This is a genomic window from Fibrobacter sp. UWR3 (genome assembly GCF_900143055.1).
GTDB lineage: Bacteria > Fibrobacterota > Fibrobacteria > Fibrobacterales > Fibrobacteraceae > Fibrobacter.
The window spans coordinates 17,011-35,443 of the sequence record NZ_FRCW01000013.1 but is presented as its reverse complement, the minus strand read 5'-3'; the positions used below and the strand labels follow the sequence as shown (position 1 = coordinate 35,443).

The window sequence follows — 18,433 nt, the reverse complement described above, 5'->3', positions numbered from 1 at the left end:
TTACTTTATCTTAAATTTGGGCTCGCTCCCGGTGAGCGTTACGGCTAGCGCCATCTTCTTTTTGCCGAGGGTGCGCGTGACGGTAAAGCCCGCCTTGTCGCTCTCGATTTGCACCTTCCCGTCGCGGAGTACGGGGTTTTCGCGGCGCATGCGGGTGAGCTCGCGGATAAACTTGTAGATGGGCAGCGCCTTGCGGGCCTTCAGCTGGTCCCACGGGAATGCTCGCCTGCAGTCGGGGTCCTTGCCGCCTTCCATGCCGATTTCGTCGCCGTAGTAGATGCAGGGGGCTCCGGGCATAAAGAACAGCAGGGCGAGCGCGAGCCTAATGCGTTCGGGGCTCGTGCGGGGTTGCGATGCGATGCGGGTGGTGTCGTGGCTCCCGAGCAGGTTCATCGGGGTACCGAAGCGGTTCTCGGGGAACGCGCTGCGCACCTTCTCGCAGAATTCCCCTGTGGAAATGGGATTCTCGTCGAAGAGGTACTGCATTACCGCCTTGCGGAACGGGTAGTTCATGACGCCGTCGAACTGGTCGCCTTTGAGCCAGCGCTCGGGATTGTCCCAGATTTCGCCCACGATGTAGGCCTCTGGGTTTATCGCCTTCACGCGCCTGCGGAATTCCTGCCAAAAACTATCGTCGTCGATTTCGTTCGGTACGTCGAGCCGCCAGCCGTCTATGCCGCGCTTTGTCCAGTATTCGGCGACGCTGAACAGGTATTCGCGCACGTCCGCGCAGTCCGTATTGAATTTCGGGAGGGCGGGGTAGTTCCACCAGCATTCGTAATTCGGCTTGCCCGAGTAGGCGTGTATGGGCCAGCTGTGCACGTGGAACCAGTCGACGTAGGGGGAGTCTTCCCCGAGTTCCATGAGGCTGTTGAACTGGAAGAACCCGCGGGAGCAATGGTTGAACACTCCGTCCAGGATGACACGGAGCCCGAGGGCGTGCGCCTTCTTTACAAGGTTGTCGAAATCCTTGAGCGTGCCGAGGACCGGGTCTATCTCAAAGTAGTCCACCGTATGGTAGCGGTGGTTGGAATTGCTCTTGAAAATCGGGCACAGGTAAATCGCCGTCGCGCCGAGATCTGCGATGTACTTTAGTTTGTCGGTAATGCCCGCGAGGTTCCCGCCGAACATGTTCGTGCGTGTGGGCTTGCTGTCCCATTGCACGAACTTGCCTACGGCACTGTATTTGGGGCTACGACAGAACCTATCAGGGAAAATCTGATAGAAGATAGCGTCTTTGACCCAGGCAGGAACGTTCATGGGCGGCGCGGGATTAGATTTTCCACATGGGGCGGCGCCTGCGGGTGTCGACCAGCTTGCGGATTTCGGAATTGAGCGAGTTGTTCGACTCGAGTTCCTCGACGGTTACGGGAATCCTGTACGTCCAGTTCTTGCCGCCAACGGTACCCGGGATGTTCACGCGTTCCTCTTCGGCGGGCACTTCGGAAAGTGTCGAGGAAAGCGCGAAGTAGTCCTGTACGGGCAAAATGCAGAACAGGCTGTTCGTGGAGAACACGTGCGCGAGGATGTCGCGGACCACCGGAGGCGTGAGCGTTTCGGGCGCGGTGCCGGAAAGCTGCGCGTGCGACCAGTAGAGGTCACGGTCAAAATCGGGCTCCGTCCAGAGCCCGCGCAGGCTCGAGGTATCGTGGCAGCTCGTGGTGCACACGGAGAGTCGCGGGTATTCCGCCATGTCGTAGTACGGGCTGTACGGTGCATCCCAGTTGCGGGCCCAGCGTTCAATACGCAGCGAAAGAATATTGAGCTTCTTGAGCACCACCGGAACGCAGTGCGGTACGGCACCGAGGTCTTCGGCGCATACGAGCATGTCGGTCTCGTTCGCGAGTACGGAGAGCAGCTTGGTGGCGTTCTGTTCCCACAGGCCTTCCTGCGCGGCTTCGTTCTCGTGAATGAGGCGCTTGAGGGTTTCCTGCTCGTTCTGCGGGAGCGTGGCGAGCACGGGCTGGTTGTACCAGTACCAGAACGGGTAGAACGTGTTCTCGTCGCCCGCCGGGATAAATATGCGGTTCCAGTAGACCTTCAGAAGCGCATCCTTCACGCTCTGCGGTTCGTCGAGGCTGGTAATGGCGCGCTCGCTGTAGAACTCGGGCTTGAACACGAAGCGGGTCGCCTCGTTCGGGAGGTTCTCGAAGTACACGGAAATGAGGTTCTCGGTCTCGTCGCCCAGGAATTCGCGCAGCTGGTCTACGGAGTAGTTCGGGCGGCGCAGGTATTCGAGGGTCTCGCGGCTGAAGCCCGCGCTGTGGAGCAGATCCCAGGTAAGCGGGATGCACGGGTTGAACCTGCCGAGGATGCCTGTAACTTCGCGCTGCGGGATTGACCAGATGCGGAAGAAACCGAGCACGTGGTCAATGCGGTAGGCATGGTAGAACTTGCTTGCCTGTGCGAGGCGGTCCTTCCACCAGCGGAATCCGTCCTTCTCGAGCACGTCCCAGCGGTAGGTGGGGAATCCCCAGTTCTGCCCGCTGTAGCTGAACATGTCGGGAGGTGCGCCCGCGCGGTCGTCGAGCGAGAAGTAGTTGCGGTTGGCCCACACGTCGGCGCTGTCCTCGTTGATGAGGATAGGAATGTCGCCCTTCACGTGGATGCCGAGCTTCGAGATTTCGTTTACCGCGGCGGTAAACTGCATTTCGGCGATAAACTGCATCCATGCCTGGTAGAGCATCTCTTTCTGGTTCTTGCTCCAGAGTTTCTCGATGTCTTCGGCGGTCGGGTTCTGGTATTTTTTCCAGTCCTTCCAGCTCGATTCTCCGTTCTGCGCCTTGAGCATGGCATACGCGCAGTACCCCTTTGCCCAGGCGTTCGCGTCAATCCACTTCTGGAGTTCCTTGTCCTTTTTCAGCTGGTCGTAGCGGTTGTTGAAAATCTTCTTGAGGATGTTGCGCTTCCAGGTAGAAATCTTGTAGTAGTCTATCCGTTCCTGGTTGTCGAATTCGTCTTTCGCCTGCTCGATTTCGTCTTCGAACTCGCTGGAGCCGCTCACCGCCTGTATGTTGATGAACACGGGGTTCAGGGCGAACGCGCTGCGTGCGCTGTAGGGGCTTGCCTCCGCTCCGGTATCGTTTACCGGCAAAAGCTGGATAATGTTGAAATCGCACAGTTTGCACCACTTGGCAAACGGGATAAGGTCTAGATATTCGCCGATGCCGACCCCGGACTTGCTGCGAAGGCTAAACAGGGGGATGGCAACGCCACTCTGGAATGTAGAAATGTCACCGTAACGCATACGATAAATATAAATATTAGTTGCGGGCGGTTATGCTACATATTTGCTATATTCCCTTACATGAGTAATTGTCCGTTTTGCAAAACAGAGGTGGTGGCGTCGAAGATAGGCCATCTGGACCTGCGCATTTGCCCCAAGTGCTTCTCGACGTTTTTCCCGTGCGACCAGACGATGGCGCTGCGTGGCGACATTCCCGACCGTTCCCGCGAGATGTGGTATAATGCCCTCAAGGCAAAAAACGCGCCCGATCCCGACATGGCTGGGGCCTGCTGCATAGACCACGGCGAGCCTCTTGTGGACGGCAATATTCCCGACTACGGGATTCCCGGCAAGGTGACGACCTGTTGCAAGATGTTCCACCTGCCGCCCTCGCAGATGCTTGCGATTCTGAAGCGTACGCTGGATTCGCCATTCCAGAAACCGAGCAGCGGGAAGCATCATTTCTTCTTTATCCGTGCAATCGATGCGCTGGTAAACAAGTGGTTTGGAGAAAAAATGCCCGAGGTCGACCCCTTGGACGAGATACAGTACAACCTCCACCTGAAGAAGATATTCGAATAAGATGAAAAAGACATACGCGGTTCTAGCGCTTATCGCTATTGCGATACTTGTCGCCTACGCATTGCTCCCTGATCGTTCGTTCAAGGAAGACCTGTTGCCCGTGCCCGAAGGCGTAACGCTCGATGGTTATGACGACCGCTCCGATGGAGGGGCATCGGAAGCGAGCCTCAGTGTGAATGGCGGTGAAGCCGAATTCTCGTGCATGCTCGGGGCCGACTCCGTGAAGTTCGCGTGGTGCGGGCTCCTGTGGAACCTTGACCCGCAGGGTAAAAAGGATTACCGGAACTGGACCTTCGTGGATACCGTTTTCGTGGACGTGGAGGCCCGGGGCATAAGCGAAGTCATCGTGAAGGTGTGGACGTTCGACCCGGACGTGACCGACATCGAGAAGCCCGCGACGTTCAAGCTTTTGCTGAAGGAAGTTCCCGTGAAGGAGGGCAGGCAGCGCGTGGCCGTCCCGATGGAAGAATTCTATACGCCCGATTTCTGGTACGAGACCGCCCAGGTGTCGAAGGAATACAACAAGCGCCACCAGGAAAAGGTCGCGCGCGTCGAGATTGTGCCGGGCTGGAATCACCCCCGCGGGAAAAAGTTTACGCTTAAGTTATATGAAGTTTCTTTCTGGGGGATAAGCAACCTGTATTTCGGCATAGTGCTTGTCTCGTTTATCTTGCTGACTATTGCTGCCGTGGGGCTTCGCCACAAGACGGGGAACGATGAATCTAAGAAGTAAGGTTGTCTTACTTGCTGTTTTTCTGGTAGCGCTCGGCGTGTGGGCGTGGGCGTTCGGCGCATTCCGGCAGATGGGGTGCACGTTCTTCCCCTATGGAGCGTATCCGCTCTATCCGCTTGACGATTCCGCCTTCGGCGGCACCTCCACCTGCGATGTGGTTGCGGGCGATTCGCTGCTCGGCGTAAACATTAACGTGCGCTCGGGTGTCGCGTACCCGGCGGTGGGTGTCGGGTTCAACCTCAATTCGGTGAACAGCCGCCCCGTAGGGCATTTCGACTTTTCGCGGTTCGATTCCATGGAAGTCGTGTTCGCTACAAAGTATATGCGTTCCGTTACGGTGCGTATCCTGACGGACGACCCGGTATATACTAAGGAAGGCTTCCGCGAAACCTTGCGCCCTGTGGTCATGAGCGTCCCGGCTTCGCGTTCATTTACCAGCGAGCGCTTTGCAATAAACAAGTTCAGGACCGCCGTGTGGTGGATTTCGGCCATGGGCATGGAAGAGGATGACGGTCGCACGTACCTGCACCGCGCGCTTTCGCTCGAGGTGGTGAACGGCGACGGGGTAATGCGCGGGATTCCCGACGAAATCGAGGTGAAGTCGGTTCGTGCGTGGGGAATCGACCGGAATTTTGAACGTGCCATGTTTATTGTGCTTGCCCTGATGGTTGCCGTATTCGTGGTTCTTGAACTGAAATTTTTCGGGGTGATTGGACGCCCCGCGAAAAACGGGAGGAAAGATGTCTAAGCACTGGACGCTCGATCGCGTTATGCGGTTTATATTGTGGACGGTCGGCCTCGGGATTTCGCTTGCGCTCGTGTACTACCTGCGCGGAGTGCTGTTCCCGTTCTTTGCCGCGTTCCTTATCGCCTACATTGTCGACCCGATTGTGAACAAGCTGCAGACGCTGGTAAAAAAGCGCGTGATTGCCGTTATTATCGTGCTGCTTGCGTTTGCTTTGATACTTTTCGGCGTAGGCAAGTTGTTTATTCCACAAATCGTGCACGAAGTCCAGACGCTTGGCGTTTTGATTGCAAGGATGTTCACCGACTCTGAATGGTCTTCGCGACTGAACGAGTTCCTGCCCGCCAACCTGTGGGAAACGGTCCGCGAGATGGTTTCTTGGGACAAACTAGCAGCCGCCATGCAGCACATGGATTTCTGGAGCGAAGTGCAGAATATCGCCTCGAAGGTGTTGCCCGGCGCGTGGGGCGTGCTCTCGTACACGGGTACGGTTGCCGTGTGGTTCTCGAGTGCTGCGATTATATTCATGTATCTCGTGTTCATCATGCTCGACATGCACAAGATTCGTAACGGCATCCTGAATGCGTTCCCGGTGCGTTTCCGCCGTAAGGCTAGTTTGTTTGCAATGGATACAGACAAATTCATGGGTAACTACTTCCGAGCTCAGGCGCTGGTTGCACTTATCGTCGGAATCCTTTACGCCATTGGCTTTGGCGTGATGGGACTGCCTATGGGGGTCGCATTCGGGCTTTTCTCCGGAGCACTCAACATGATACCGTACATGCAGCTCACGACCATCCCGCTCGCACTACTACTGGCGGTCGTCCACGCTCTCAACACCGGACTGCCGTTCTGGGAAGTTGCGCTCATCATCTGCTCCATTTACCTGGTGGTGCAGGTTATCCAGGATTTTTTCCTTGTGCCGCGCATTGTCGGAGGCTCCATGGACCTGCCTCCGGTGGGCATTCTCCTGTCGCTTTCTATATGGGGTAAGTTGTTGGGCTTCTTAGGTTTACTTGTTGCCATACCCTTCACCTGCATATGCCTGGTGTACCTCAAGAGGTTCCACGAACACGCTGCCGAAGCGGAGTCTACGGAGGTCGGACCACCGCCCGAGGCTTGATTTTAAAGGGCTCAGAAAAAGACACTTTTTTTAAAAAAAGTATTCCACATGCTTAAAAAAAAGGTATAATATCACCATACAATTAATCTCAACAACTCAAGGAGTTAAAAAATGAACAAACAAGAACTCATCGACGCCATCCTCGCCAACAAGGAAGCTGGTATTGAATCCAAGGCTGCTGCTGCTCGCGCTCTCGACGCTGTGCTCGACGGCATCGCCGCTGGCATCAAGAAGGACGGCAACGTCCAGCTGATCGGCTTCGGCACTTTCGCTGTCAAGGCTCGCGCTGCCCGTACCGGCCGCAACCCGCAGACTGGCGCCACCATCAAGATCAAGGCCTCCAAGACCGTCGGCTTCAAGGCCGGTGCTGCTCTCAAGGCTGACGCTGCCAAGAGCAAGGCTAAGAAGTAATCTTAGTTTGCCTTAAAAGCAATTCAAGGGACCGCTCTCCGAGCGGTTTCTTTTTTTTTGAGATTAGGGAGGGCGAAGCCCTCCCTAGTCGTAAACGTACCGCAGGTGCCCACGCAAATAATCCGCGCAGATCTTAACTTCACTATAAAAAAAGACCCTGCTTTGCAGGGTCTTTTGCAGTGGTCGATACAGAACTCGAATCTGTGACCTCCACCATGTCAAGGTGGCGCTCTAACCAACTGAGCTAATCGACCATTAAGGTAGCCCAATAGTAGAAACTTGTACCCGTTTTGTCAAGGGGCGATTTTACCCCTTTTTCGGGGGTCTAGCGGTATTCTTCGGGTATCCAGTAGCGGAATCGGCCGGTGATTTTCAACTTGGGGAGCGTGTCGATGCAGTGACCGTTCCGGCAGTCCGCTGTGTAGAGTTCCAGGTCGGCGGTCCAGGTGGAATCGTCCTTCTGGTCAATGTGCACGGTGCTGTTTTCGGCGAAAATGCGCCCCTGCTCGGAAAATTCCATGCTAAACCACGAATATTCCTGCACGGGAGCGTTGTTGCCCAACTTGGGGTTGTTCACCATGAAGGCAATCTGGTCCCCGCGACTGCTTTCCTCGAGTTGCGTCTTTACGTACAGGTAATGGTGGCTGTTTCGGATAAAGGGTATTTCCACATCGTCCGGACCGAGCTCGATGGTGTGGCTCTCGCCGTCATTTACTTTATACTTAATGTAGCCTCCGCCCTTCACCTCCCAGCTGTCGTTTATACTGCTGCAGGCAAGGAGCGTGAACGCCCCCGCCATCAGGGAAAATGCCGCTAGCCGTGAACGGATTTGCGGGAGCATCGCCTGCCTAGTTCCTTACCTCGCCATCGGCGGGCGGGTTGGCCTGCTTTGCGCGCGGGTCCTCGAGAATGTAGAGCGGCAGGAATATGAGTTCCTCGTCGTCGACGATGAGCCGCACGATGTACTTGTCGGGGCGGGTAATCTGCAGGCGCTGCATGTTGAGCACCAGGTTGATTGCCGCGGTATCGAGCCCGGTGGCGACCGGCTCGAAGGGAATGTTCGATTCCATTACCGGCACGATGGGGTGCCCGCAAACATCTTCGATGGAGAGCGCCAATTTGTGCGTGCCTGTTTCGGCACGCTGGTAGCGGATGCGGAAGGCCGCCGCGCACTGCGGTATCACGAAGGGGAACTTTGCGGGGAACACCCTGTCGAATGCGCCCAGTATATTGAGCCTTCCGCCAATGCCGTTCGCGGTGGCCGCATCACAAATCGCTGCAATTTCGATATTCATTAAAATCTCCGATATTTAAATGTTTCTAGTGAACCGTCCAGGAATCTGCCACGTACTTCATGACGATGGGCCCGAAGTTCTTACCGCTGCCGCCCGCGTTTTCCCAGGCGAGCATCGAGATGTACACGCCTCCGTTGCCTGCGACTGCGATGCTTGGGACAGAGCCTCTCAGGTAGTAGTTATTGTTGTTGTAGAACACGGCCTTGAAGTACGGGAGCTCGTTTTCGCCCATGAGTTTCCAGGTGTTCCCTTCGAGCTTGAACACGTGGCTCTGTGCGAGCGAGGGCTTGCCCTTGTCATCGACGATGGCGTATAGCTTGCCGTCGAAGGTGTTGATGCTGATGTGGTAGGCGAGCAGGCCTTCGTGGATGGATGCCCCGAATACGCCCGACTTGTCCCACGTGATGGAATTGGTGCCTACGCTTCCCTTGTACACATACGGGCCGTAGTGTTCAGTATCGCGGTTCAGGAATCCCATGTAGAGCGTGTTGCCCGAAACGGCGAGGTTCACGCCATTTACGTTGCTCGAAATTTCGGAATCCTTTTTCTTCACGCTGTAGTCATTGCCGAACATCACGTAGTAAGCCTTGTAACTGGAGGTGGTGTCGACATAGATTGCTGTAAGCGCACCGTTTTCCGTGAAGGCCGCTTGCAGTTCGCGGACCTTGATGGAGTTCCTGGTCGGGATGCTCACCTCGGTCCATGTGGTCCCGTTCCAGTGGCCGAATTTGGGTTGCTTGTTCTTCAGGATGTAGCTTACGACCGGACGGTCCGTTACACCGGGCTTGCATACAAGGCTCACGCTCGCCGCATTTTCGGTAACTGTGCTACCAACGCTGGCCCATGCGGATGTGCCGCTGGCGGACTTGTACACGTTGAGCTTGCCGGCGCTGGTGAGTACGGCGAGGTAGAGGTTCGAACCATCGCTTGCCATCTTGATTGCGGAAATGGAATCGGCTGCGGTAATCCCGCTTGTGCTGAGCGCATTCCAGGTAGAACCATCCAGGTATTTGGTCACGACGGTCGTGCTGTTCTTGAGGTAGGCGATGACGGGCTTGTTCCCTATGGTTTCGAGAACCGGTGGCGTCGTCATCTTGGCCGTCTCGAGCACGGTGTCGCTGGTGGCGAGGTTGCGCCATGCCTTGCGGAAGTATACCTTGCGGCAGACTTCTTCGGCGCGGTGCCTTGCGTAGAACGCCTGCGTCACGTATTCCGCGGAACTGTCTCGGTAGTCGAGGCAGATGGTCATGGAGTTCTCGCGGGTGCTGCGGATAAACGCGGAGTTGAACTCGAGCGTGCTGGTATCGAGAGAACCGTCGCGGTTACCCTGGTAGTAGTTGCCGTCTACGTTGCTGAAATTCCACCAGAAATCCTGCATGCTTGCGTTGCCGATGGTCCCGAGCGTGGAGTTCTGTCCGCCCCATTCGGAGGTGTAGAAGTAGTAGGGCTCGCCCTTGTCGAAAGATTCGTCACCGCTCCACAGGTAAACGGTATCGGCCGCGGTAATCACGCCCACGGGAGAAACCTTGATGATGTTGATGAAGGTCGTGTCGCTGAATTCAGCCTTGGTGCTCGATTCTTCGGCGGTGACCACGCAGTATATGTCCTTGCCGTCTATCGTGAAGCTGCCTTCGCGGTAGTCGTAGAAACTTGAACCGTTCGCGTAGTAGTCGTACTTGGTGACCTTCGACTCGAGAGTCTTCTTGGTTGCCTTGTCGAAGCATTCCCAGGTGAACCAGCTGATTCCCTGCCACACGTTGTTGACGGATGCGTTGAGCTCGAACTGTTCGCCCGCGGTAATGAAGATTTCTTCGTCCTTCACGTTGATGATGGGCAGTTCGGTGGAGAAGTTGATGTTCATGGTGTCCATCGCGGTGTTGCCGTCGTTGTCGGTCGCGCGGGCGATGCAGTAGAACGTGGCTACGGCGGCGGGTGCCTTCCAGACGGTATCGAACTGCGAGACGGTTTTCCAGCGGTTCGCGATTTCGGCGGGTGCGCCGCAGCTCCATTCGCGCTTCACGATTTCGCCCGGATAGTCGGGGTAGTCGTAGGCGGTCGCGTTCAGCACGATGTTGTAGCCTTCGCGCACGATTGCCGACTCGTTCGCGACAATGACCGTGGGCGGCGCCTGGATGATGTTGATAAGCGTGGTATCGCGGGCGGTGTTGCCGTCATCGTCGGTCACGCGGATAATGCAGCGGTAGTTATCCTGAGCCGTTGCGGGCATTACCGCGGAGAAGCTGGGAGAGTTCGGGCTCGAGTAGGTGAACCCGATGTTGCTTGCCCCGGCAGAACCGCAGCCCCATTCGTATAGCGCGATTTCGCCGTAGCGGTCGTTCGCGATGGCGTCGAGCCTGATGGTATCCTTGATGGTGACGGTGTAGTTCCCGAGCACCTGGACCGTCGGCGGGTCCTGCAGCACGGTGAACGTCGCCGTGTCGCGGGCCTTGTTGCCGTCGTCGTCGGTTACCTGGATGGCGCAGTACCACGTGCAGGCTTCGGGCGGCATGGTGACGGTGGGCGCGCTCGCCGAGATATCGGTCCAGTTGTTCTTCAGGTTGCTCTTGACGCTGTCACAGGCGAGCTCGTAGCCTACAAGTTGCCCGAGGGTATCGACCGCAACGAAACTGATTTGCGTCTGGTCCTTGATGGTGAGCGTCTTGTTCTTCTGGTTTATCGAGATGAACGGCAGGTCCTGAAGCACCCTGAAGGTAAGCGTGTCGCTTGCGGTTTCGCCGTCATCGTCGGTCACGCGGACTATGCAGCGGAAGTTGTTTGTCGCCGTGCCCGACATGAGGAGCTTTACCGGGACGTCGGTGATGCTCTTTGCGGGCGGGTCGATTTGCTTTTCCTCGTCGAAGGTGAACATGGTGCCGTTGGTGCAGCCCCAGTCAATCTTTGTGATGGTGCCGTACTTGTCGCTTGCGCTTACGGTAACGTCTGCGTAGGAATTGATCTTGTGGCGGTCGTCGTTGCTTTCCTGCTTTACGCGGATGGTGGGCGGGTCGGGGATTACGTTCACGAGGAGCGTGTCCTTCTTGTGTTCGGAATCGGCGTTGGTTATTTCGACAATCAGTTTTTTCTGGCCCGTAGTGCTCCAGGAAATTTTGCCTTCCGTCGAGTTGTCTGTCGGGCAGGGCGTCCCGCTGTCACATGTCCAGGCAAGGGAGAATGTTTGGACGTCGGGATCGCTGTTGTTGCCGAATGCGAATAGGGTGTAACTGATCGAGTCGTTGATGGAAACGGATGTATCGTTTGTCGGCGATTCAAAGTAGACAATCGGGCCGTTATCGAAGAAGCCGAAACGAACCTTGTTTGTCTGGATGTTGTCGTCTGTCTTCGCGACCATCTCGTAGAATGTTCCCTGCTCGAAGCCTGAGGGCATCATCGACAGGTCTATCACGAGTGTTGCGGTGCTATCGGTCGGGTTCACCTCGCTGCGGAAGGTCGGGCCATTTTCGATGTTGCTCATCCAGTTCAAGGAATCCGGCATCGGGATGGCGTTCTCGACCTTTGCGGTGAACGTGATTGCCTGGGTGGAATTCACCATCTTCGATGTCTTGCCGTCGATGGAAAGTGTAATCAGCGATGCGTCTACACGGAAGTTCATTCTTGCGGTATCGGAAACGAGGCCCGCGCTGTCCTTCACGACCAGCTTGAATGCGTGGTTCCCGTCAAGGAGCCCGGTGTGGTTCCTGCTCCAGCTGTTGGTGGTGAAGTACGAGGGTTCGACCTCTTTGCCGTCGAGCCATGCTGTTGCGCTAGCCACCTGCGAACCGAAGTCGTAGAGCTTGAAGGCGAACTGGAAGTCGCGGACATTCAGCGTGTCTATCGGGTCGAATGTGATGATGGGTTTTGATGTGTCGCGGAGGACCAAGGTGTCGAGGAATACCGTGTCGTCGGGGAACACCTGGCGCTTTTTGAGCAGCGTGTCGGCGAAGCGGTAGCCCGAGGTGTCGGTCGCAAGGACGTTGTATATGCCCGGCTTAAGGTTGATGTCGTACACGCCCCTCTCGTTCGTGTGCGTGTAGAACTTGTTACCGAGGGTGTCTTCGGCAGTGATGCGGATGGTGGAGTGGCGTCCGGTCCATCCCTGGTACTTGGCGTAGCCCCAGATGTTGCCGTCGATATCCTCGAGGTTCGCGTTGCCGCTGGTCTCGCCCAGGTAGAACTTCCAGGGGCGTTCCTTGTCGCCGTCCTTGACGTGCTTTGCGTACACGGTGTCGTAGCCGTCGGTCACCCACACATCCCAGTAGATGATGCCCGCGAGGTTGACTTTGTTGCGAACGAGGGAATCCGGCGTAATTTCGATAATCTCGAAACTCTTCTCGACGATGTTTGCGGCGATGAGGCTTTCTTCGGGGTCGGTAAAGATAGGCGGATTACGGCCGTCGGGGCTCTTTGCCATGCGGATGAAGTAGCGCAGCGAACCCGGGTTGTCCTTGTCTTCGGCGCGGTAGTAGAGCGCCTGGCGCTTCTTGTTGCTGAGCGAGGCGTTGTCGACCGGCTGCAGCATCTCGATGGTGGGGGGCTGGTTGAAGTGCAGGTACACGGTGTCGAGGGTCTCGTTGCCGTCGTCGTCGATGGCGATTACAAAGATGGTCTGGTTCCCGAGGGAATCCACGTCGCCTTCGACATAGGGAATGGTAATCGTGAGGCTGTCCGTGCCTTCAATCTTTTCGGCCTTCCAGACCTTCGCGGTGTCCTTGCCCTTCGCGTCGAGGTCCACCTTGAATTTCTCGATGGTGCCGCAGGTGTCGATGGCGCGTACGGTGAACGTGGCTGGCTTCTTGTGGCGGGCCCTTACGGTATCGCGCGGGACGTCGAGCAGGGGAGGCGTGTCGATGACGCGGATGTAGAGCGGGCGGCGGTGGATGCCGGCGGTATCGATGGCGTTGTTACCGTCTACGGCACGGAAGATGGGGAAGTACACGCCCGCGCTGTCGTAGGACCAGCTTTGCACGCGGGTGTTTTCGCTTGTGATGACGGTGTCGCCAAAGATCCATTCGAAACGGTAGATCTTTTCGGCATAGAGCGGCAGGAAGCCCATGAAGTAGACGGAGTCGTTCACGGTGACGGTGATGGTATCGGCGATAGAGTCGGCGGGCATGTCTGCGTGCCTGATGGAATCCGCGAAAGCCTCGGCGTTATCGAAGGGCTTGTCGAAAGCGAATACTATGGAATGATTGTTCCTGAGGCGGGGATTTTCCACGATGGAGGATTCTCTTGAACAGCCGTAGAGGACGGCGATGCATGCTGCCAGGGCAAGAATCAGACAAGAAATTCTCAAACGCATATAGGATTCCTTTTTTAAACACGAAACAACGGGGCGCTCGGGGGAGCGTCCTGCATTTTTAAATTTATCTTTTTAATTCGGAAAAACAAACACCCGACTTTGTTTATATATTCTAGTATGTATTGTTTTTGAGGTTTTTTATGCAGGAAATCCCCCTCTGGTACTGGCTTTTGGTGTTTTTTGCCCTCGGCGCGTGCGTCGGGAGCTTCTACAACGTGATTGTTTACCGCATGCCTCGCGGGATTTCGCTCATAAACCCGCCGAGCCACTGCCCGCTGTGCAAGAAGCATATCCCTATCCGTTACAATCTTCCTATCGTGGGGTGGCTATGGCTCCGCGGGAAGAGCGCCTGCTGCAAGCAACCCATCAGCGTGATTTACCCGATTGGGGAGGCTCTCTGCGGTTTGCTTGGGGCGGTTGCGCTGTTTGCGGCTGTCGCGGTGATAGGCGGCGTGCCCGTGTCGGCCGCATTTTTCACGGCGCCGGTCACTGAGCCCGCGGTGTGGGCGTCGGCGATCGCGATGTTCTGGCTTTTGCTCGGGGCATACCCGGTATGCGCCATCGATTGCAAGTACAAGTTGATTCCCGATTCCATCTCGGTGGGCGGGATTGTTGCGGGCCTCCTGATTTCGATTATTCCCGGCGGTGTCACTCCGTTCCAGAGCCTGCTCGGGGCGGTTGTTGCGGGTGGCGGGCTCTACCTGGTGGGCTGGACTGCGACAAAGCTCCTGAAGAAGGATGCCATGGGGTTCGGCGACGTGAAGCTCCTTGCGGGTTATGGTGCCTTGATGGGCGTGACGGGCGCGGTCGAGACGCTGATTGTGGCCGCTATTCTCGGGATTGTCGTGATGGTGCCCTATGGCAAGATTGCCGCTCGTCGCAATGCCGCTGGCCAGGATGCCGCTGGCCAGGATGTCGCTGGCCAGGATGCTGCCGAGACCTCGGGCCAGATTCCCTTCGGGCCGTTCCTTGCGGTGGCGGCGCCGCTCATGTACCTGTGGGGTGAGCAGTTATTTAACTTGTACGTAAAGTTCGTTTTCGGCGAATAAGGCGATTTTGCCAATTTCGGGAAATTCTGTTTTCGGGAATATTATTTCACGCGGATCGTTTTTTGCATGTTGCGCGAGCCGTCGTGCACCCTCAGGATGTATATCCCGCGGGGAAGGCCTTTCGTGCTGATTGCCGCGTTGCCGATGCTTTCACGCACCAGCTTGCCGGTCGCACTGAAAACTTGCACGCGGGTTGCGGGCGAGTATTCCAGATGGGGATCCGCGAGGCCGCTGGCGAGCCCGCCGATTGCAGTCGTAGAGTCGGGGGGCTCGGGCTGCGTCACTTTCACTGCGGTCAGTTCCAGCTGGTCGAGGTTCGGGCCGTCGTTGCCCCCGATGGTCGCGAACGTGATGGTGCTCGCGCCCTGAGGTAGCGTGATGGAGACTTCCTTCGTCACGTAGGTGGTCCAGCTTTCCGTCGCCTCGAATGCAACTTCTTGCGATTCGCCGGCTTCACCCTTGATGGAGAGACTGCGCGTGCTCTTGCTCCCGTTCGCGTACGTCAGGGTGAGCTTGTATTCGCCTTCCGCATCGGCATACACGGGCACCTGCACGCTTGATGTTCCTGCGTTGAAGTTCACGTAGCCCGCACCTGCGAAACCTGCGTTGCTGCTCTCGTTGATGCCGTTCTCGATGGCGCCTTCTTCGGCCTGGAACTTGCCCGAGCCATCGCCGGCGAACGAGGGGGCGAGTTCGATATCACCTGCCGCAGTAATGCTAGCCTGCGGTTTGCTCGCGTCGATACCCGCGGCGCTCTTGCCGCTCCAGCCGGCGAATTTCCAGCCGGAGTTGGGAGTGGCGGTGAATGTCGCCTTCTTGCCTTCCATGACCTTGTCGCCAGCGATGTTAGAAATGACGGTTCCACCGATGGCTTCGCCAAGCGTCACCTTGTAGTAGGTGGCGTTCGCGTCAATGGTCGTAACCTCGTTGGAGTATGCGCCGAGACCGCCCATGCTGTTGGCGGCGCGCACCGTAATCTTGGAGCCCACCGCAACGCCTTCGAGCGAGAAACTCGGCGTAATCACGTTCGCCTTGTACTTGCCGTTCACGAAGATTACCCAGGCGCGGGCGTTGTTGTCGTCGGCCCAGGTAATTTCGGCGCCTTCCTGTGCAATTTTCGGGGCGCTCACCTGCGCGGTCAACTTGGTCGGGTCCCAGCTGTCGTTACCCTTGAGCACGTTTGCGAGAGTGTACTTGGCGGCATCGCTTGCGTTCCACACCGTCTTGAGAGTCACATCCCAGTTTGTTCCATTTTTCGTACCCTGAAACCTAGTCTTGCGCTGGCTCGTGTTCACCGCATTGCCGTTACCGTCCTTGCTGTTGTATTCGCCAAAGACCTGCGGGGCGGAATTCATGTCGGGCCCCCAGCCTTCGGCCTTAGGCTGCGCAATCATCTTCGTGTTCAGGAATACCGTCTTTGCAGCACCCCACGAACGCCCGAGATAGAATGTCCCGTTGAAACTGTTGTTCGTTACGGTAATTGTTGCATTGTTGAATACGTAACCCCATTCGGTATTGTTCTGCGAAGCGGTAATGTAGCCACCGCTACGGCGCATCACCAGGTTCGTGCCTTCAAAGAACACGTCGCCGTCACCGCAGATAAAGTCTACCGTGCCTTCGATTTGCCCGCCTTCCCAGTAGCTACGGCCCTTGCCTCCGTTCAACTTGGTGTAGTAGGTGTCCTGGGTGCTTAGAAGCTTTACGTTCTTGTAGACAAGTTTGTCGCCCACAGTCATCAAGGCATCGTGCCTGCAGGCGCTACCGCAATTGTTCTCGTTGCCGTAATTTGCCTTGTTGTAGAGCGTGATGTCTTGCATGTAGACGCCGTTCGCGCTTACCTTGAGTGTCGCCGTAACGCTGATGCCCTCGTTGATGGATTTGTTGTAGAGTACCGTCTTGTCGGCGCTCTGGCCCACGAGCGAAGTGTTAGATGCCGTGAAGGTTGTCATCTGGTTATTGTCGCCGGTAAGGCTCCCGATGTTGTATTCGCCATCGGGGAAGAATATGACGTAGTGGCTCGATTCGCTTGCGCCTGCGGACTTGGCCGCATTCATGGCCGCCTTGAAGTCACCGTCCACGCCGACGACGAAATCGATTTTCTTTTTCTCGACCGCGGATGCGCTCACCGTGAAAGCGAGCATCGCTAAAAGAAATTTGGATGTCCAGTTGTTCTGCATATTTCTTTTCCCTTGTCGTCTTGAATTCTATCGCTGTGCTCCGGAATGGCTGCTGCCGTTTACGCGGAACACCTTGCCGTTGCCGCGCCTAAGGAACACGCCCGCGCTGTTGCCGTGGATGCCGAAGTCCACGTAGTAGCGGTCTGCCGTTCTCGCCGGTCTTGCCGCGCGGACATCCCGCACGCCGATAGCTGTCGTGCCCGAGTCGCCCGGAGTCGTGCCGGTATCGCCCACATCAACCTTGCCCGCGAGCAGGTTCTCGCTCATCCAGCCAATGTAATCGATATTCGCCATGCCGTCTTTTGAGAGGCTCGTGAACTTGAGTTCGCTGTAGCCCGCGGGCAGTTCCACTTCGACGGATTGCGTCTTCCAGGTGGTCCAGCCGCCGGTCGATTCCATGCTCCCGCTTTCGATGAGCGTCCTGTCGCCGGCAGTAACGCTGAAACCGCGTTCCGCGTTCCCGCCGTTCGCAAAGCTGATGTAGAGCGTGTACTTGCCTTCGGTCTTTGCTGTCACGCCGTAGGTCACGAAGCTCCCCGTCGCGTTGGCCACGTTCGCGTAGCCTTCGCCCACGAACCCGGTATTGGTCGCTTCCTTCACGCCGTCAATTTCAACAAAGTTCACGCCGTCGATAAACATCTTGCAGGAATCGCTCCCGCACATGGCTGCCGGCGGGGGAGGTTCCACGTAGGTGCCCGCCACCTTCTCGAGCGCCGCAAGGTACGCCGATTCCGCGCTCAGGATTGCGGAGCCGTAATCTCCCGCCCACTGGTAACCCGTGCGGCGTTCCTCGCTGATTTTCATGAAGTCCTGCGTCTTGGTGCTTGCGCCGTCGCGGTCGCAGAAAAAGTAGTCGTCGTTGTTCACCTCGTAGAAGCGGTACCACAGCACATTTCCGTCGCGCTGCTCGAAAGTCCCCGCCTTCTTGTTGAAGTACAGCCCGACGACGCGGGTCTTCTTGTACCAGGCGATTGCGCCCTTGACCGCCTTCTGGATGGCTTCGGTCTGTTCGGGCCAGTTCATCAGGAACCATACCACGCCGGCGGATTCGCTGCCCGACTTGGATTCCAGTTCGTAGGCACGTGCGGGGCGCGGTGCGTAGTTTGCCGTATCGTGCTGGGCGCACCATACCGTCAAGTTTCCGTTGTTCACAATCTGTGCCTTGAGCAGGTAGTCTATGGCCTTGTCGAGGGCGGACTTCATCTTGTTCCGGGTCGCGTCGTCGATGATGTCGCTATCGAAGGGCGAAGTCCTGTTCGCGATATCCATCATCGTGACCATCGCACGCACCATCGCGTTGTCGTTGAGCGTCACGTGGTCGCTGTAGTTGCCGCGCTTGGGCCAAACCTGCGGGAGGCCGCCCGTGGATCGCTGCATGGTGAGGATAAAGTTCAGGGCCTTGTTGAAACTCGACTTGAACGTCGCCTTGTAATTGCTGTTCGTTGTTTCCTTGTAGCGCACCGCCAGCAGACGCATTTCCTGGATGGTCGCGTTGTTGTCGATGGTGCCGAGGTCACCGCCGTCCTTGGAACGCCATTCCGACTTGTTGCCGCTCGTGTATGCGCTCTTGTACTTGTCGGCCATCGCCTTGTAAAAACCGCCGTTGCTGATCTGCCACGTGGTCATGTTGTAGGTGTACTGGTCGATATCCATACCGGAGGCGGCCGAAGTCAGCTCCGAATAGCCGCGGTAGCTGTTAATCTTGGAAACGGCGGTAGCGGGCGGCTCGTAGCTAGCCCCGAAGGCGAACGCAGCGCTCAGTCCGATACCGGTAATTGCGATTTTCCTTGACATGC

At 56.8% G+C, this 18,433-nt stretch carries 13 protein-coding genes and 1 tRNA gene; 6 read left to right on the top strand and 8 right to left on the bottom strand.

What is annotated here, in order from left to right; all coding sequences use genetic code 11:
- Together BUA44_RS13935 and BUA44_RS13930 are read right to left on the bottom strand one after the other, a co-directional pair.
- Positions 1-1,260 (bottom strand): glycoside hydrolase family 13 protein, encoded by a 1,260-nt coding sequence (locus BUA44_RS13935; RefSeq protein WP_072813268.1) that lies wholly within the window; start codon positions 1,258-1,260, stop codon positions 1-3.
- Between the two features lie 13 nt (positions 1,261-1,273).
- A complete protein-coding gene (locus tag BUA44_RS13930) occupies positions 1,274-3,247 on the bottom strand; it encodes a 4-alpha-glucanotransferase (protein ID WP_072813267.1) in 1,974 nt (657 codons plus the stop codon).
- Between the two features lie 60 nt (positions 3,248-3,307).
- Between BUA44_RS13930 and BUA44_RS13925 the strand changes: the two genes are divergently transcribed.
- The 5 genes from BUA44_RS13925 to BUA44_RS13905 all read left to right on the top strand — a co-directional run bounded on the left by BUA44_RS13925 (position 3,308) and on the right by BUA44_RS13905 (position 6,820).
- Complete coding sequence (locus BUA44_RS13925; RefSeq protein WP_097034781.1) at positions 3,308-3,808, top strand: hypothetical protein; 501 nt, start codon at positions 3,308-3,310, stop codon at positions 3,806-3,808.
- A gap of 1 nt (position 3,809) precedes the next feature.
- Positions 3,810-4,541: a hypothetical protein gene (locus BUA44_RS13920; protein WP_072813265.1), complete on the top strand. Its 732-nt coding sequence runs from the start codon at positions 3,810-3,812 to the stop codon at positions 4,539-4,541.
- Positions 4,525-5,289, top strand: coding sequence for a hypothetical protein (locus BUA44_RS13915; RefSeq protein WP_143152017.1), 765 nt, complete (start codon positions 4,525-4,527; stop codon positions 5,287-5,289). Before BUA44_RS13920 ends, BUA44_RS13915 begins: the two co-directional genes overlap by 17 nt.
- Positions 5,282-6,409: an AI-2E family transporter gene (locus BUA44_RS13910; protein WP_072813262.1), complete on the top strand. Its 1,128-nt coding sequence runs from the start codon at positions 5,282-5,284 to the stop codon at positions 6,407-6,409. Before BUA44_RS13915 ends, BUA44_RS13910 begins: the two co-directional genes overlap by 8 nt.
- Before the next feature lie 111 nt (positions 6,410-6,520).
- The gene (locus tag BUA44_RS13905) at positions 6,521-6,820 is read left to right on the top strand and encodes an HU family DNA-binding protein (protein WP_072813260.1); all 300 of its coding nucleotides are present in this window, start codon (positions 6,521-6,523) and stop codon (positions 6,818-6,820) included.
- 180 nt (positions 6,821-7,000) lie between these two features.
- Here the strand turns inward: BUA44_RS13905 and BUA44_RS13900 are convergent.
- The 4 genes from BUA44_RS13900 to BUA44_RS13885 all read right to left on the bottom strand — a co-directional run bounded on the left by BUA44_RS13900 (position 7,001) and on the right by BUA44_RS13885 (position 13,411).
- Positions 7,001-7,074, bottom strand: a tRNA-Val gene (locus BUA44_RS13900).
- A 71-nt stretch (positions 7,075-7,145) separates the two neighbouring features.
- Entirely contained in the window at positions 7,146-7,661 is a 516-nt protein-coding gene (locus tag BUA44_RS13895; protein WP_143152016.1) for a hypothetical protein, read from the bottom strand.
- A gap of 7 nt (positions 7,662-7,668) precedes the next feature.
- Positions 7,669-8,115 carry a DUF6941 family protein gene (locus BUA44_RS13890; RefSeq protein WP_072813255.1) on the bottom strand — a complete coding sequence of 149 codons (447 nt, stop codon included), beginning with the start codon at positions 8,113-8,115 and terminating at the stop codon, positions 7,669-7,671.
- A gap of 25 nt (positions 8,116-8,140) precedes the next feature.
- Entirely contained in the window at positions 8,141-13,411 is a 5,271-nt protein-coding gene (locus BUA44_RS13885; RefSeq protein WP_072813252.1) for a hypothetical protein, read from the bottom strand.
- A gap of 140 nt (positions 13,412-13,551) precedes the next feature.
- Here BUA44_RS13885 and BUA44_RS13880 point away from each other — a divergent pair, with 140 nt between their 5' ends.
- The gene (locus BUA44_RS13880; RefSeq protein ID WP_072813308.1) at positions 13,552-14,460 is read left to right on the top strand and encodes a prepilin peptidase; all 909 of its coding nucleotides are present in this window, start codon (positions 13,552-13,554) and stop codon (positions 14,458-14,460) included.
- A 41-nt stretch (positions 14,461-14,501) separates the two neighbouring features.
- On the opposite strand, the gene BUA44_RS13875 is transcribed toward BUA44_RS13880, so the two are convergent.
- Together BUA44_RS13875 and pelA are read right to left on the bottom strand one after the other, a co-directional pair.
- Positions 14,502-16,601, bottom strand: a complete 2,100-nt coding sequence (locus BUA44_RS13875; protein ID WP_255370578.1) for a pectinesterase family protein — start codon at positions 16,599-16,601, stop codon at positions 14,502-14,504.
- A 63-nt stretch (positions 16,602-16,664) separates the two neighbouring features.
- Entirely contained in the window at positions 16,665-18,431 is a 1,767-nt protein-coding gene (gene pelA, locus BUA44_RS13870) for a pectate lyase (RefSeq protein ID WP_255370577.1), read from the bottom strand.
- Between the last annotated feature and the right edge of the window lie 2 nt (positions 18,432-18,433).

Bases quoted from the DNA above. Each gene is read 5' to 3' on its own strand.
- BUA44_RS13935 (WP_072813268.1), bottom strand. From the start codon at position 1,260: ATGAACGTTCCTGCCTGGGTCAAAGACGCTATCTTCTATCAGATTTTC.
- BUA44_RS13930 (WP_072813267.1), bottom strand. From the start codon at position 3,247: ATGCGTTACGGTGACATTTCTACATTCCAGAGTGGCGTTGCCATCCCC.
- BUA44_RS13925 (WP_097034781.1), top strand. From the start codon at position 3,308: ATGAGTAATTGTCCGTTTTGCAAAACAGAGGTGGTGGCGTCGAAGATA.
- BUA44_RS13920 (WP_072813265.1), top strand. From the start codon at position 3,810: ATGAAAAAGACATACGCGGTTCTAGCGCTTATCGCTATTGCGATACTT.
- BUA44_RS13915 (WP_143152017.1), top strand. From the start codon at position 4,525: ATGAATCTAAGAAGTAAGGTTGTCTTACTTGCTGTTTTTCTGGTAGCG.
- BUA44_RS13910 (WP_072813262.1), top strand. From the start codon at position 5,282: ATGTCTAAGCACTGGACGCTCGATCGCGTTATGCGGTTTATATTGTGG.
- BUA44_RS13905 (WP_072813260.1), top strand. From the start codon at position 6,521: ATGAACAAACAAGAACTCATCGACGCCATCCTCGCCAACAAGGAAGCT.
- BUA44_RS13895 (WP_143152016.1), bottom strand. From the start codon at position 7,661: ATGCTCCCGCAAATCCGTTCACGGCTAGCGGCATTTTCCCTGATGGCG.
- BUA44_RS13890 (WP_072813255.1), bottom strand. From the start codon at position 8,115: ATGAATATCGAAATTGCAGCGATTTGTGATGCGGCCACCGCGAACGGC.
- BUA44_RS13885 (WP_072813252.1), bottom strand. From the start codon at position 13,411: ATGCGTTTGAGAATTTCTTGTCTGATTCTTGCCCTGGCAGCATGCATC.
- BUA44_RS13880 (WP_072813308.1), top strand. From the start codon at position 13,552: ATGCAGGAAATCCCCCTCTGGTACTGGCTTTTGGTGTTTTTTGCCCTC.
- BUA44_RS13875 (WP_255370578.1), bottom strand. From the start codon at position 16,601: ATGCTCGCTTTCACGGTGAGCGCATCCGCGGTCGAGAAAAAGAAAATC.
- pelA (WP_255370577.1), bottom strand. From the start codon at position 18,431: ATGTCAAGGAAAATCGCAATTACCGGTATCGGACTGAGCGCTGCGTTC.